This is a genomic window from Nocardiopsis sp. Huas11 (assembly GCF_003634495.1).
Taxonomy (GTDB): domain Bacteria; phylum Actinomycetota; class Actinomycetes; order Streptosporangiales; family Streptosporangiaceae; genus Nocardiopsis.
The window spans coordinates 1386054-1400248 of sequence record NZ_RBKY01000001.1 but is presented as its reverse complement, the minus strand read 5'-3'; the positions used below and the strand labels follow the sequence as shown (position 1 = coordinate 1400248).

At 73.6% G+C, this 14195-nt stretch carries 11 protein-coding genes; 7 read left to right on the top strand and 4 right to left on the bottom strand.

Going from position 1 to position 14195, the window contains the following annotated elements:
• Nucleotides 1-393: 393 nt before the first annotated feature.
• The 3 genes from DFP74_RS06195 to DFP74_RS06185 all read right to left on the bottom strand — a co-directional run bounded on the left by DFP74_RS06195 (nt 394) and on the right by DFP74_RS06185 (nt 4473).
• Nucleotides 394-2010 (bottom strand): hypothetical protein, encoded by a 1617-nt coding sequence (locus DFP74_RS06195; RefSeq protein WP_121180824.1) that lies wholly within the window; start codon nt 2008-2010, stop codon nt 394-396.
• Nucleotides 2007-2993 (bottom strand): ABC transporter ATP-binding protein, encoded by a 987-nt coding sequence (locus DFP74_RS06190; RefSeq protein WP_121180823.1) that lies wholly within the window; start codon nt 2991-2993, stop codon nt 2007-2009. The genes DFP74_RS06195 and DFP74_RS06190 overlap by 4 nt, the downstream gene beginning before the upstream one ends.
• Before the next feature lie 169 nt (nt 2994-3162).
• Nucleotides 3163-4473, bottom strand: a complete 1311-nt coding sequence (locus DFP74_RS06185) for a class I SAM-dependent methyltransferase (protein WP_121180822.1) — start codon at nt 4471-4473, stop codon at nt 3163-3165.
• A 261-nt stretch (nt 4474-4734) separates the two neighbouring features.
• Between DFP74_RS06185 and groES the strand changes: the two genes are divergently transcribed.
• From groES to DFP74_RS06160, 5 genes are all read left to right on the top strand, one after another.
• Nucleotides 4735-5046: a co-chaperone GroES gene (gene groES / locus DFP74_RS06180; RefSeq protein ID WP_121180821.1), complete on the top strand. Its 312-nt coding sequence runs from the start codon at nt 4735-4737 to the stop codon at nt 5044-5046.
• A gap of 147 nt (nt 5047-5193) precedes the next feature.
• On the top strand, nt 5194-6801 hold the full coding sequence (gene groL, locus DFP74_RS06175; RefSeq protein WP_121180820.1) for a chaperonin GroEL: 1608 nt from the start codon (nt 5194-5196) through the stop codon (nt 6799-6801).
• Between the two features lie 237 nt (nt 6802-7038).
• Nucleotides 7039-7680: a sigma-70 family RNA polymerase sigma factor gene (locus tag DFP74_RS06170; protein WP_370013349.1), complete on the top strand. Its 642-nt coding sequence runs from the start codon at nt 7039-7041 to the stop codon at nt 7678-7680.
• Nucleotides 7681-7932: 252 nt separating this feature from the next.
• Nucleotides 7933-9423 (top strand): IMP dehydrogenase, encoded by a 1491-nt coding sequence (gene guaB / locus DFP74_RS06165; RefSeq protein WP_121180818.1) that lies wholly within the window; start codon nt 7933-7935, stop codon nt 9421-9423.
• An 11-nt stretch (nt 9424-9434) separates the two neighbouring features.
• Nucleotides 9435-9806 (top strand): hypothetical protein, encoded by a 372-nt coding sequence (locus DFP74_RS06160; RefSeq protein WP_121180817.1) that lies wholly within the window; start codon nt 9435-9437, stop codon nt 9804-9806.
• Between the two features lie 258 nt (nt 9807-10064).
• Here DFP74_RS06160 and DFP74_RS06155 read toward each other — a convergent pair whose 3' ends face one another.
• Nucleotides 10065-11528, bottom strand: coding sequence for a PLP-dependent aminotransferase family protein (locus DFP74_RS06155; protein ID WP_121180816.1), 1464 nt, complete (start codon nt 11526-11528; stop codon nt 10065-10067).
• Nucleotides 11529-11588: 60 nt separating this feature from the next.
• Here DFP74_RS06155 and DFP74_RS06150 point away from each other — a divergent pair, with 60 nt between their 5' ends.
• Nucleotides 11589-12776 carry a PLP-dependent aspartate aminotransferase family protein gene (locus DFP74_RS06150; RefSeq protein ID WP_121180815.1) on the top strand — a complete coding sequence of 396 codons (1188 nt, stop codon included), beginning with the start codon at nt 11589-11591 and terminating at the stop codon, nt 12774-12776.
• Between the two features lie 256 nt (nt 12777-13032).
• The gene (locus DFP74_RS06145) at nt 13033-14139 is read left to right on the top strand and encodes a GuaB3 family IMP dehydrogenase-related protein (RefSeq protein WP_121180814.1); all 1107 of its coding nucleotides are present in this window, start codon (nt 13033-13035) and stop codon (nt 14137-14139) included.
• The last annotated feature ends 56 nt before the right edge of the window (nt 14140-14195 follow it).

Sequence of the window (14195 nt, the reverse complement as noted above, 5' to 3'; positions counted from 1 at the left end):
CCGGGGGAGTGGACGGTGGTTCCGGGCGGTCGGGTTCTCGATGGTCCCCGGGTGGGAGGTGCCCGCGCCCCGTTAATGTCTCACTGTGATTGAAGTGTGACGCTGTGTATACACGGGGGGCGAGTTCCCGTGGTCGGTGAACCGAGAAACGGATCGGTCGACCACGGCCTTCCGGACGGATCCATGAGAGGGGGAAAGCTTGCGGCGCCGTCAGTTTAACGACACGTGCACGCCCTACCCCAGTGGAAGGCGAAAGAAAGTGAAGTGGGAGGTAACGATGTCATTGCGTCGGGTGACCGTATCGCGAGCCTCGGGCCGACAGGGCGGCGGCCCCGCCCTGTCGGCCGTCGCGCGGCCGCGGGGGTGGGGCCGCCGGGGTGGGGCCGCCGCGCATCAGGCGGGACGCGCGGACCGGAGCGGCCGGGGCGGTCGCGAGCGGACTGCGGCCACCGCGCCCGCCACGGCGAGGAGTCCGAGCGCCACCGCCCCGACCAGCAGCGGGTCCGGACCCGCGGGCCGCCCGTCGACCCGCACCGCGCCGAGGAAGTCCACCGGGGCCAACCCGTTGAGCACCAGGTACCACAGCAGAGGGTAGAGCGCCTGGAACGGTCGTCCCACCCTGCTCACGGTCCCCAGGGCGAACGCCAGGCTCGGGATGAACAGCACCCCGGCGGCCCAGGCCACCGCGCCGGCGGAGTCCCCGGCGGTGAGCATGCGCAGCAGCGGACCCGCGCCGGTGGCCGCGGTCAGCAGGACGCCCGCCGTCCACTCGGCCAGGAACCTCCCGGCCGGACTCGGATACGAGCCCAGGAGGTCGTCCAGTCCGAGCAGGCGGGACCGCGATCCCAGCCGCGACCAGACCAGCAGCGGCCAGACCCACGCGACGAGCAGCACGGTCGGCGCCGACGCCGCGGGCAGGGCCAGGGCGGCGACCGTGACCGCGGCGGCGACCGCCCACCACCACGGGCCCAGTCCGCTCAGCAGCATCCGCAGCTCACCCGCGACCAGGCGGGGGAACACCGCCCAGGCGCTCCCGGGCGTCGGCGGAGCGGCCGTCCGCGGCAGGTCCCGCCACGCCCGCGGCCGCGGGCCGGAGGACGCCGCGACCGGCTCGGGCACCGGACGCGGCGCGGCGGACGCCTGCGCGGCACCGGACCGCCGGGAGGGGTCGAAGCGGTCGAACCACAGCACGGGCAGCAGCGCGAGGACGAGGGCGCCCCCGACGATCAGCAGCCGGCTCGCCACCAGGTCGCCGGAGGGCGCCCATCCGGACCAGTCGAAGGCCCGCAGCGGTTCGTCGACGTAGGTGAGCCCCAGGCTGAACTCACCCGCGGCCGTGTCGATCCCCTGGGCGGCCATGGAAGCGCGGAAGGACTCGTTCACGTTCCCGATGCCCAGGCCCCCGAACGGGGCCCGCGCGGACATACCGCCGATCATCAGCGCCAGCGCGACCACCGTCCAGGCCACGTTGCCGAGGCCGCCCCGCAGCAGCGGCGTCGCCTCGAACAGGACCGCCGCCGCGGCGGTCAGGACCATCAGGGGCAGGGCGAGCACCACGTAGGGGGTCAGCAGGGCCACCGGGTCGACGGCCGTGGACTCGCCGCGGACCAGCTGCATCACCACGGCCGTGGCCGCGACCACGCCCAGCATCGAGACCAGGACCGCGAGGTTGCCGCCGAACTTGGCCAGCAGGTAGCCCGGAGTCCCCAGCCGGGTCGCGGCCAGCAGCTCTCCCACGCCCGTCGACCGGTCCCGGCCGATGGTGTCGCGCACCACGTAGAAGCCCGCGAGGGTCAGCCACACGGCACTGGCCAGGGCCGTCGCCATGCCGACGTAGGCGCTGTCGTACACGCCGCGGTACCCCGCCACGTCCACCACCGTCCAGTGGGCGTCCACGGCCGGAACCGCGAGATAGCCCAGGCCCACCGTGGCGAGCAGGGCGACCAGGTAGGCCGGCACGCGCACGCGTTCGCGCACGTCGCCCAGGACCAGGCGCACGTATCCCCTCACCGCGACGGCCCTCCGAACACTCCCTGGGACGCGACCGCGGAGGTGCGGGACGGCGGGACGACGAGAAGGTAGAGGTCCTCCAGGTCGGGCGGCACGCCGACGGCCTCGGGCAGCGGGCAGTCCCGGGAGACCAACCGGACCCGGACCCCGTCGCCGGTGCGCACCATGCGGCTCACCCGGTGGTGCGCCTGGAGTCCGGCCGCCGTGTCGGCGGACACGACCGCCTCCCACACCTGCCCGGCCGCCTCCTGGAGCAGGGCGTCGGGAGGGCCGTGCCGCAGGAGGCGGCCCGCCGAGACCACGGCCAGGTCGGTCGCCACGGACTCGACGTCGGAGACGATGTGCGTGGACAGCACGACGATCCGGTCCCGGGACAGCTCTGTGAGGAGGTTGCGGAACCGCGCCCGCTCCTCGGGGTCCAGGCCCGCGGTGGGCTCGTCGGCGATGAGCACGCGCGGGTCGGCCAGCAGCGCCTGGGCGATCCCGATGCGGCGCAGCATGCCGCCCGAGTATCCGCCCAGCGGCCGCTTCACCGCGGCGGTGAGGTTGACCAGTGCGAGGAGCTCGTCGATCCGGGCCCGCGCCGCACGCGCCGGCAGGCCCTTGGCCGCGGCGAGGTAGCCCAGGAACTCCCGTGAGGTCAGGCGCGGGTAGACGCCGAAGTCCTGCGGCAGGTAGCCCAGGACGGCCCGCATCGCCCGGGGGCGCGTCGCGATGTCGACGCCGTCCAACAGCACCCGGCCGGAGGTCGGCCGGGTGACCGTGGCCATGACGCGCATCAGCGTGGACTTGCCCGCGCCGTTGGGTCCGAGGAGGCCGACCACACCGGGGGTCAGCCGCAGGGTGAGGTCCTCGACCGCGGTGTTCCCGCCCCGGAAGACCTTGCTCACGTCCTCCAGGTCCAGGACCGGCCCGCGGGCGTCCCCTTCGATGGGACCGGCTCCGGGGCCCGTCCGCGCGTGTTCCGCCGCTCGCTTCGTCATGGGTTCCAGCGTGGCCGCGGCGTGCGCCCCGCACCATCGGGAGCGGGCTAGACCGCGGGGTGGGGCGGGCCCTACCCCGGGCGGGCCCCGGATGAGGCCGACCCCGGGCGGTCCGGGCGGTCCGGGCGGTCCCGCGGCCCCGGGCGGTCCGGCCGCTCCGGGCGGGGCCTCAGGGCGTCGCGGTGTCCGGGGGCGCGTGCGCCACCTCGCGGCACAGCAGGGCCACGGGTCGCTCGCCGACGCGCGTCAGCGCCACCGTGACCGCCTCCGGCCCCGACGCCCGCAGGTCCCGGCGCAGCTTCTCGGTGTCGACGGCCGAACCCCGCTTCATGACCGTGACCGTCCCGGCGCCCAGCGCGCGCAGTGCCGACCGCAGGCGCTTGAGCGAGAACGGCATCACCTCGACCACCTCCAGCACCCGCCACAGCGGCGAGAGCACGGCCCGCTCGGCCGTGAAGTAGGCGATCCGCTCGTCCAGCAGCGCGCCGTCCACCCGGGCCGCCGCCTCCGCGACCAGGTGCGAGCGCACCACCGCCGGGTCCGGGTCGTACAGGTACCGCCGGGCCGGCGCCACGGGCGCGGGGCCCAGGCCGGGCTCCTCGTCCAGTCGCGCCCACCCGTCCCCTCGCCCGCCGTCGCCCCCTCCGGGCGCCGCGCGCGGGTCCGTGCCCTTGCGCTCGCGCAGCACGGTCGCGCGGCGGCGCGGTCCCTCGGCCGCGGCGCCGAACCACAGCGCCGCCTCCTTCAGCTCCGCGTCCACCGAGATCCACTCGGCGGACGCGCTCGCGGGGATCGCCTCGTGCGGCAGGCCGGGCGCGGCCTTCAGGCAGGCGGCACCGGACCCCTCGGCCAGGCGCACCGCCACGTCCCACGGAGGGGAGTAGGCCGCCGGGTCGAACACCCGGCCGCGCCCCCCGCGCCGGGCGGGATCGCAAAAGAGCAGCGGGTAGGCGCCGGGGGCGACCTCGGTCGCGTCCCCCTGGCGCACCCGCGCCAGGCCCTCCAGCCCCAGCGCGGCCATGTTGGCGCGCGCGACCGCCACGGTCAGGGGGTCGGCGTCCACGCCCTCGACGGGGACGCCCCGCTCGGCCAGCGCGAGCAGGTCCGCGCCCACGCCGCAGCACAGGTCGCCCGCCGTGCCCCCGTCCAGGACGGCGCCGGCGACGGCGGCCGTGCGTTCGGCGCGGTAGGCCGCCACGACGTGCCGCGTCGACTGCTCCAGGCCGTCCGGGGTGAAGTACATCCGCTCGGCGCGCTCGCCGAACTTGGCCCGGCCGCGCCTGCGCAGCAGGACTTGGTGCAAAGCCGCGTTGACCAGATCGGAAACGGGTAGGGCGGGATCGAGCGCGGCCAGCCGCGGGTCACGGCGCAGCCGGGACGCCGCCGCCAGCCGGTCCGCGGCGGCTGCCTCCGGGTCCACGTCCGCCAGCAGCTCCCCGCCCGCGTCGGTCAGCAGGGCCTCGAAGGCGGGCAGGTGCATCGGACCTCCAGGAATCGGGTGGTGCGGCGCCTGTCACCCTCCCCGGTGCCGCCTGGGGCGCGTGGCGCGAAAGCCCGGCCGACCAGGCCTTCCCGTCACATTTCCATTCTGGCACTCGCAGGGGTAGAGTGCTAATCGCGACGAGGCCGGTCTGGCACCCGCGACGACAGGCCGCCGCGGTCGCCCCTTTTTCGCAGCCGGTCCGTGCGTCCGCGCGGGCCGATCTCAGGACACCGAATTTTTGAAGGGGGAGGTCACACCGTGTCGACCGCCACCAAGACCGTGCTGAAGCCGCTCGAGGACCGCGTCGTGGTCAAGACCCTGGAGGCCGAGCAGACGACGGCTTCCGGTCTGGTCATCCCGGACACCGCCAAGGAGAAGCCCCAGGAGGGCGAGATCCTGGCCGTCGGTCCCGGCCGCTGGGACGACGAGGGTGACAAGCGCATCCCGCTGGACGTGAACGTCGGCGACGTCGTCCTGTACAGCAAGTACGGCGGCACCGAGGTCAAGTACGACGGCGAGGAGTACCTGGTCCTCTCCGCCCGCGACATCCTCGCGGTCGTCGAGAAGTAGGCGGATCCCCGCAGGCGCGGGGCACACCCACCTCGGCACGGCCCGCCTCCGCGGGCCGGGAGCCATGCGCGTCCCGCACCGGCCGGCACATCGCCGTGCGGTGCGGGACGCACTTTTCCGACCACGGTCAAGAGGAAGCACGCACACATGCCGAAGATCCTGGAGTTCGAGGACGACGCTCGCCGCGCCCTCGAGCGGGGCGTCGACCGTCTCGCCAACGCGGTCAAGGTCACGCTCGGCCCGCGCGGACGCAACGTCGTCATCGACAAGAAGTTCGGTGCGCCCACCATCACGAACGACGGCGTGACCGTCGCCCGTGAGATCGAGCTGGACGAGCCCTACGAGAACCTGGGCGCCCAGCTGGTCAAGGAGGTCGCCACCAAGACCAACGACGCCGCGGGCGACGGCACCACCACCGCCACCGTCCTGGCCCAGGCGCTCGTGCGCGAGGGCCTGCGCAGCGTCGCCGCCGGCGCCTCGCCGATGTCCCTCAAGCGCGGCATCGACCTGGCCGCCGAGCGGGTCGCCGAGATCCTGCTGGAGCGGGCCCGCCCCGTCGAGGAGCGCGGGGACATCGCCTACGTGGCGACCAACTCCGCTCAGGACGAGCAGATCGGCGACCTCATCGCCGAGGCCTTCGACAAGGTCGGCAAGGACGGCGTCATCACGGTCGAGGAGTCCCCGACCTTCGACCTGTCGCTGGACTTCACCGAGGGCCTGCAGTTCGACAAGGGCTACGTCTCGCCCTACTTCGTCACCGACGGCGACCGCCAGGAGGCGGTGCTGGAGGACGCTCAGATCCTCATCAGCCAGAGCAAGATCGGGAACCTGAACGAGCTGCTCCCGCTGCTGGAGAAGGTCGTCCAGGAGACCAAGAAGCCGCTGCTGATCATCGCCGAGGACATCGAGGGCGACGCCCTGGGCGCCCTGGTGCTGAACAAGATGCGCGGCACGCTCAACGTCGCCGCGGTCAAGGCGCCCGGCTTCGGCGAGCGCCGCAAGGCCATGCTCCAGGACATCGCCGTCGTCACCGGCGGCCAGGTCATCTCCGAGGAGGTCGGCCTGACCCTGGAGAACGCCGGTCTGGAGGCCCTGGGCAGCGCCCGTCGCATCACGGTCACCAAGGACGCCACCACCATCGTGGACGGCTCCGGTGCCCAGAGCGAGGTCGAGGACCGCATCCGCCAGATCCGCAAGGAGATCGAGGCGAGCGACTCCGACTGGGACCGCGAGAAGCTCCAGGAGCGCCTGGCCAAGCTCGCGGGCGGCGTCTCGGTGCTGCGCGTGGGCGCGGCCACCGAGGTCGAGCTCAAGGAGAAGAAGCACCGCCTGGAGGACGCCATCTCGGCGACCCGCGCGGCCATCGAGGAGGGCATCGTCGCCGGTGGCGGCGCCTCCCTGGTGCACGCTTCCACCGCTCTGGGCGACCTCGGCCTGACCGGCGACGAGGCCACCGGTGTGGCCATTGTCCGCCGCGCGCTGGTCGAGCCCGCCCGCTGGATCGCGGAGAACGCCGGCGCTCAGGGCTACGTGGTGACCCACCGCGTGTCCGAGATGGAGGTCGGCCACGGCTACAACGCCGCGACCGGCGTCTACGGCGACCTGACCGCCGAGGGCATCATCGACCCCGTCAAGGTGTCGCGCTCCGCCGTGCAGAACGCCGCGTCCATCGCCGGCATGCTGCTGACCACCGAGGTGCTGGTCGCGGACAAGCCCGAGGACGAGGCCGACGACGGCCACGGGCACGGCCACTAGGCCGTGACGACCGCGCCCCGGCGCGGTCACGGGTCCGGTACCGGGGGCGGGACGCACGCGCGTCCGGCCCCCGTTGCCACGCGCGGACGCCGTCCTCACGAAGGCGCCTTCTATCACGGGTATCGTGGGATCCCTCGCGTTGAGAGGGGCGTTTTCTGGTGAATTTTCCAAAACGTGACCATTCCGTAGTTGGCGAATGGGGCGGTTGGGTCCCGCGGGGCGGGCATCATTCCTAACGTGACGGATGCAGGCGCCCGGGGGGGCGTTACCGCGCAGCGGCCAGGTACGCACGGGGAGTCGGACTCCACTGCGCGTGACTCGGGGTTGAACCACCTCGGATCGCTCGCGGTTCGAGGGGACGACGGTGCCATGGACTCGCTCCTGAGGGAGGTCCGGCCCATGGTCGTCCGCTACTGCCGCGCGCGGCTGGCGAGGGTCTCCGGGCTCGCGCACTACTCCGACGACGTCGCGCAGGAAGTGTGCATCGCCCTGCTCACGGCGATACCGCGCTACCAGGACCGGGGGCGCCCCTTCGCCTCCTTCGTCTTCGGGATCGCCGCCCACAAGGTCGCCGACACCCTGCGCGTGGCCGGGCGGGTGGAGACGGTGCCCACGGATTCCGTGCCCGAGCGGGCCGACGACGGCCCCGGGCCGGAGGAGTCGGCCGTGCGCGTCATCGAGGCGCAGCGGGCCAGGGAACTCCTGGACGAACTACCGGAACAGCAACGCAGGCTCCTGATCATGCGAGTGATCGCGGGCCTGACAGCGGATGAGACGGGACATGTACTTGGAATGTCGGCGGGCGCGGTACGGGTTGCCCAGCACCGAGCTATTGCTCGGCTTCGGCAGGTGGCCGTGGCGAACCGCCTCTTCACCTGAGCACGCCGGCCGGGACCGCGGGCGCCGCGTCTGTCCACGGCGCCCGTCCGCCCGGGCCCAGGGCTACTGCCTCTACCGCCATACCACCCGGCCGAGTGACCCCGATCTCAAACTGTGAGACGGCTCACTTTTCCCGCGGGTGACCGGTCAAACAGGCCGTTCCTCGTGGGGCGGCCGGTCCCACGCCCTAGGATGAGGTGACACGCGGGGGCGAATCCGCGGCAGGTGTGCCGGAACAGCGGAGGTTGTGTCATGGGCCAGGAGTACAGCGACTACGGGGACAAGCTGCTCCCGCCGGGACTGACCTACGACGACGTCCTGCTGGTGCCGGCCTACTCCGACCTCCAGCCCGGCGAGGTGAACACCGCCACCCGGCTGTCCCGCAACATCTCCCTGCGCATCCCCCTGCTGTCCGCGGCGATGGACACCGTCACCGAGGCCCGGATGGCCGTGGCCATGGCCCGCAACGGCGGCGCGGGCGTACTGCACCGCAACCTCTCCGCCGAGGAGCAGGCCGCGCAGATCGACCTGGTTAAGCGCTCCGAGGCCGGCATGGTCACCGACCCGGTCACCTGCCACCCCGAGGACGACCTCGCCGAGGTCGAGCGCCTGTGCTCGCACTACCGCATCTCCGGCGTCCCGGTCACCGATGCCCAGGGCCGCCTGGTCGGCATCGTGACCAACCGCGACATGCGCTTCGAGCAGGACCGCGCCCGCCTGGTCCGCGACGTCATGACCACCGAGAACCTGGTCACCGCGCCCGTCGGCGTCAGCCGTGAGCAGGCCTTCGAGCTGCTGCGCAAGCACAAGGTCGAGAAACTCCCCCTCATCGACGGCGACCGCCGCCTGCGCGGACTCATCACCGTCAAGGACTTCATCAAGAGCGAGCAGTTCCCCGACGCCACCAAGGACGCCGACGGCCGCCTCGTGGTCGGCGGCGCGGTGGGCGTGGGCACCGAGGCCGAGGAGCGCGCCAAGCTGCTGGTCGAGGCCGGGGTCGACTTCCTCGTCGTGGACACCGCGCACGGCCACTCCGCGGGCCTGGCCGACATGATCGCCAAGCTCAAGGCCAACTCCCGCGCCGACATCGTCGCGGGCAACGTCGCCACCCGCGTCGGCGCGCAGCTGCTCGTCGACGCCGGCGCCGACGCCGTCAAGGTGGGCGTGGGCCCGGGCTCCATCTGCACCACCCGCGTGGTCGCCGGAGTGGGCGCGCCCCAGCTCACCGCCATCCTGGAGGCGAGCAGGGCCTGCGGACCGGCGGACGTGCCGCTCATCGCCGACGGCGGCCTGCAGTACTCCGGTGAGATCGCCAAGGCCATCGTCGCCGGCGCCAGCACCGTCATGCTCGGCAGCCTGCTCGCGGGTGTCGAGGAGAGCCCCGGCGAGCTGATCTTCATCAACGGCAAGCAGTTCAAGGCCTACCGGGGCATGGGGTCCCTGGGCGCCATGCGCGGCCGCTCCTACTCCAAGGACCGCTACGCGCAGGCCGACGTCTCCTCCGAGGACAAGCTCGTCCCCGAGGGCATCGAGGGCCAGGTGCCCTTCCGCGGCCCGCTCTCGGCGGTCGCCCACCAGCTGGTCGGCGGCCTGCACCAGTCCATGTGGTACGCCGGTGCGCGCACGGTCGACGACCTGCGCGAGCGCGGCCAGCTGATGCGCATCACCAGCGCCGGGCTGCGGGAGAGCCACCCGCACGACATCACGATGACCGTCGAGGCGCCCAACTACAACGCCCGCTAGCGGCGGCCCGGATGCGCTACGACGACCCCGCCCTGCTGCCTCACGACGAGGTCGTCGCGGCCGTGGAACGGTGCCTGTCCGACCCCTCGTGCGAGTTGGACGCGGCGCGCGCACTGGTCGGCGCGGCGTTGTACGACGAGGACGCGGCGTTCGTCGAGCGCTGCTGTGCCCTGGTCGCGGCCCGGGCCGAGCCCGGGCATCCACTGCTCGGGCTCGCCGGGCTGTGCCTCGGACACACCGCGCGGCGCTTCGGCACCCTCAGCGGCCCGTCGGTCGCCCTGGCCGAGTCCCTGGCGGCCCGGGCGGAGGCCGACCCGTCCGACGTGGACGGGCGGGCCCTCGACGGACTCGAGGACATCAGGGGCGCGCTCGCGCGCCTTTAGGCGGGGCCTTCGCGCCTTCCGGTGCACTCCCTCGTTCCTCGGGAGTGCACCTCCAGGCCCTCCAGGACCCGTCGGCGCCCTCGCCGTATCTTTTTGGGCCTCCGCTCGTGCCCACACCGTCGCCCGCCACCACCCTCAACGGACGCCTCCGGCGCGGTCCTTCCTGCTTTGGCCCGGATAGACCCCCTGTGGTCCCCATGAGCGGGTTCGCTCATGCCCAACCCCTCTGCGGGCCTGCGGGGCGCCAGAGAGCACGACTCATACGGCCAGGGCGCCCAGCGGTGGCGCGGGCGGGGCGTCGGTCTCGCCGTAGTGCTCCCAGGCGCGCGTGATGCGCTCCACCGCCTCGGTCAGCGTCTCCGTCGAGGCGAGGAACGGCAGCCGCAGCCAGGACGAGCCGCCGCCCCCGGCGCACAGGCTGTCGCCGGGCAGCAGGGCCACGCCGTGGCGCAGCGCCACCTGGGCGAAGGACGCCGAGTCACCGTGCGGCAGACGCACCCACAGCGTCTGCCCCCCGGCCGCCGGTGCGAACTCCCAGTCGGGTAGGCGTCGGCGGAGTTCGGCCCCCAACCGGTCGTGCTGCCGTCGCAGCTCCGCGCCTCGCCGCCGGACGATGGGAGCCGGGTCGCGCAACAGGTGGGCGGCGGCCAACTGGGATAGCACGTCGCCGCCCAGGTCGGTGAGGATCTTCGTTCTGCGCAGCCGGTCCAGGACCGGGCGTCGGGCCCGGATCCAACCGATCCGCAGCCCGCCCCACACCAGCTTGCTCAACGACCCCACGGTCACCACGTCCTCTCCGCCCGGGAAGGACGCCAGCGGTGCCGGCGCCCGGCCGTCGAAGCCCAGGTGCACCATGGTCTCGTCGTCCACGACCAGACCGCCGTGCTCCCCGGCCGCGGCCGCGATCCGGCGGCGCAGCAGCGGGGAGAGCACCGACCCGGTCGGGTTGTGGAACGAGGGCACGAGGTAGGTGAGCGCGGGGGCCTCGGCCATCGCCGCCAGCAGAGCGGGCACGTCCACTCCCTCCGCGCCGGTGTCCACCGCGCGCACGTGCGCGGCGGCCTCCCCGAACAGCGCCAGCGCCCCCGGGTAGGTCGGCCGCTCGACCAGCACGGTGTCCCCGGCCGAGACGTGGCAGCGCACCAGCAGGTCCAGCGCCTGTTGGGCGCCGTTGGTGACGAGGACCTCGTCCGGAGCGGTGGGCAGCCCCCGTTCGGTGAAGCGCTCGGCGATGACGGTGCGCAGCTCGATCAGGCCCGTGGGGTGGTAGCCGATGTCGTTGGCCAGCACGTCCAGTCGCACCGCCGCCTCCCGGTAGGCCGAGTGGAGCTCGGGGGGCGGGGCGTCCGGTGCGGCGCAGGTCAGCATGAGCGTCCCGGGGACGGGTTCGAACATGCTGAGGAACAGCGATCCGTCGTGCGTGCGCCGGACCGGTGCGGGCACGGGGTCGGGCCCCGGGGCCACGCGGGTGCCGCTGCCGCGCCTGCGGACCAGGCGGCGTTCGTCGCTGAGCAGGTCGTAGGCGGCCACGACCGTGCCGCGTCCCACGCTCAGGTGGGCGGCCAGGCGCCGCTCGGCGGGCAGCCCCGCTCCGGGCGCGAGCGCCTCTTCGTCGATGAGACCGCGCAACCGTGCCGCCAGGAGGCGGTAGAGCGGTCCGCGCCCGGCCGCCCAGCGGCCGAGCAGGGCGGTCAGTTCGCCGGGAGAGATTGGCTCGCTCATGGATCCAATTCTGCCCGATTGGCTCTGCCCCCGCGGCGGCGGGGCGGTCAGAGTGGGGGCATGGCACCTCACATCCACACCCGTACCGTGCACCACCCCGTGCGACCGGTGGAGGGCAGCACCCCGTTGGGCATGCCCCTGTACCAGTCGCACACGTTCGCCTTCGCCGACACCGACGCCATGGCCGCCTCCTTCGAGGGGCCCGGCTCGCCCTATGTCTACGCCCGCTACGGCAACCCGACCGTCGCCGCCCTGGAGGACGCCGTGGCCGACCTCGAGGGCGGGGTGGGCGCGATCGCGGCCGGTTCGGGCATGGGGGCGATCACCTCCACCCTGTGGGCGCTGCTGGGCTCCGGCGGCCGGGTCGTGGCCCAGGACCGGCTCTACGGGGGCACCCAGGGCCTGCTCGACGACCTGCGCGAGCGGTGGGGCGTGGACGTGGTCAGGGTCGACGCGGAGAACCTCGACGAGGTGCGCGAGGCCCTCACCCCCGACACCGACGTGCTGATGGTGGAGACCATCGCCAACCCGACCGGCCGCGTCGCCGACCTGCCCGCCCTGGCGGCCCTGGCGCGGGAGGTCGGCGCCACGACCATCGTGGACAACACCTTCGCCACACCGCTGCTGTGCCGCCCCGTCGAACACGGCGCCGACATCGTCGTGCACTCCGCGACCAAGTACATGGGCGGCCACTCCGACACGATCGGGGGCGTCGCCGTGTTCGCCGACCCCGGCACCCTGGAAGCGGTCCGCGCGCGCACCGCCGAGTTCGGCGCGGTGCTGGACCCCTTCGCCGCCTGGCTGATCCTCCGAGGGCTCAGCACACTGGCGGTGCGGGTCTCCCGCCAGTGCGCCGGCGCCCAGGTGCTGGCCGAGCGGCTGGCCGCCCACCCGGCGGTCACGGCCGTGCACTACCCCGGGCTGCCGGACGCGCCCGGGCACGCGACCGCCCGGCGGCTCCTCGACGGCGGCTTCGGAGGTGTGCTCGCGTTCGAGCTGGCGGGCGGTCTGGCGGCGGGCCGGGCGTTCGCGTCCTCGATCGAACTGGCCTCGCTCGCGCCGTCCCTGGGGGACGTGCGGACCCTGGTCATGCACCCGGCGAGCACCTCGCACCGCGAGCTGGACGCCGCGGGTCTGGCCAGGGCGGGCATCTCGGAGGGGCTCATCCGCGTCAGTGTGGGGATCGAGGACGTCGGGGACCTGTGGGCCGACCTGGAGCAGGCGATCGACACGGCCGCCAAGGCGTAGCGCGAGGGGTGGGGAAGGCGCGCGCCCCGCGCCCGCGCCCCGCTCCCGGGCCTTGGGGGACGGGCGGCGGAACCCGCCGTTCGCCCCCCGGACCCGCCGCCGCGCGGGCCGCTCCGCCCTCCGCTCGCGGCCGTCCGACGGGTCGGAGCGGGGCAAACCCAGCTCAACCCGCGGGCCGATAGACTCTCCGCTGCGGGAACCACGCCGGTCGACCGACCGGCGTCGCACGTCAGAGGGGATCGAAGCGTTGGCACAGGTGGAGATCGGGTTGGGCAAGAACGGGCGTCGTGCCTACGAGCTCGACGAGATCGGGATCGTGCCGGCGCGCCGCACGCGCGACCCGGAGGAGGTGTCCATCGCCTGGCAGATCGACGCCTACCGGTTCGAGACGCCCCTGGTGGTCAGCCCCATGGACAGCGTCGCCTCGCCCGAGACGGTCGTGGCCGTCGGTCGGCAGGGCGGTCTGGGCGTGCTGGACCTGGAAGGGCTGTGGACCCGCTACGAGGACCCCGCGCCGCTCCTTTCGGAGATCCGTGAGCTGGACGACGTCGCCGCCACCAAGCGGCTCCAGGAGATCTACGCGGCGCCGATCCAGGAGGAGCTGATCGGCCGCCGGATCGAGGAGATCCGCGACGCCGGGCTGGTGACCGCCGCACGGCTGTCGCCGCAGCGCACCGCGCAGTACCACAAGGCCGTCGTCGACGCCGGCGTGGACATCTTCGTGATCCGCGGCACCACGGTCTCGGCCGAGCACGTCTCGGGCCGGGCCGAGCCGCTCAACCTCAAGCAGTTCATCTACGACCTCGACGTCCCCGTCGTCGTCGGCGGCTGCGCCACCTACACCGCGGCCCTGCACCTGATGCGCACCGGCGCGGCCGGCGTGCTGGTCGGGTTCGGCGGCGGCTCGGGCCACACGACCCGCTCGGTGCTGGGCGTGGCGGTGCCGATGGCGAGCGCGATCGGCGACGTGTCCGCGGCCCGCCGCGACTACCTCGACGAGTCGGGCGGCCGCTACGTGCACGTCATCGCCGACGGTGGCATGACCGGCAGCGGCGATATCGCCAAGGCGCTGGCCTGTGGCGCGGACGCGGTCATGGTGGGCTCCCCGCTGGCCCGCGCCACCGAGGCGCCCGGCGGCGGCTACCACTGGGGCAGCGAGGCGCACCACACCGAGCTGCCGCGCGGTGAGCGCGTCAACGTCGGCACGATCGGCGACCTGCAGTCGATCCTGCACGGCCCGGCGTCCTCCAGCGACGGCTCCATGAACCTCATGGGTGCTCTGCGCCGCACCATGGCCACGTCCGGCTACACCGACCTCAAGGAGTTCCAGCGGGTCGAGGTCGTGGTCAACCCGCACCACTGACACCGACGTGCGGAGAGGGCGTCCCGCTCACGGGGCGCCCTTTCACGTGTGCGTCG

Bases quoted from the DNA above. Each gene is read 5' to 3' on its own strand.
- DFP74_RS06160 (WP_121180817.1), top strand. From the start codon at position 9,435: ATGCGCTACGACGACCCCGCCCTGCTGCCTCACGACGAGGTCGTCGCG.
- DFP74_RS06185 (WP_121180822.1), bottom strand. From the start codon at position 4,473: ATGCACCTGCCCGCCTTCGAGGCCCTGCTGACCGACGCGGGCGGGGAG.
- DFP74_RS06190 (WP_121180823.1), bottom strand. From the start codon at position 2,993: ATGACGAAGCGAGCGGCGGAACACGCGCGGACGGGCCCCGGAGCCGGT.
- groL (WP_121180820.1), top strand. From the start codon at position 5,194: ATGCCGAAGATCCTGGAGTTCGAGGACGACGCTCGCCGCGCCCTCGAG.
- guaB (WP_121180818.1), top strand. From the start codon at position 7,933: ATGGGCCAGGAGTACAGCGACTACGGGGACAAGCTGCTCCCGCCGGGA.
- DFP74_RS06150 (WP_121180815.1), top strand. From the start codon at position 11,589: ATGGCACCTCACATCCACACCCGTACCGTGCACCACCCCGTGCGACCG.
- DFP74_RS06155 (WP_121180816.1), bottom strand. From the start codon at position 11,528: ATGAGCGAGCCAATCTCTCCCGGCGAACTGACCGCCCTGCTCGGCCGC.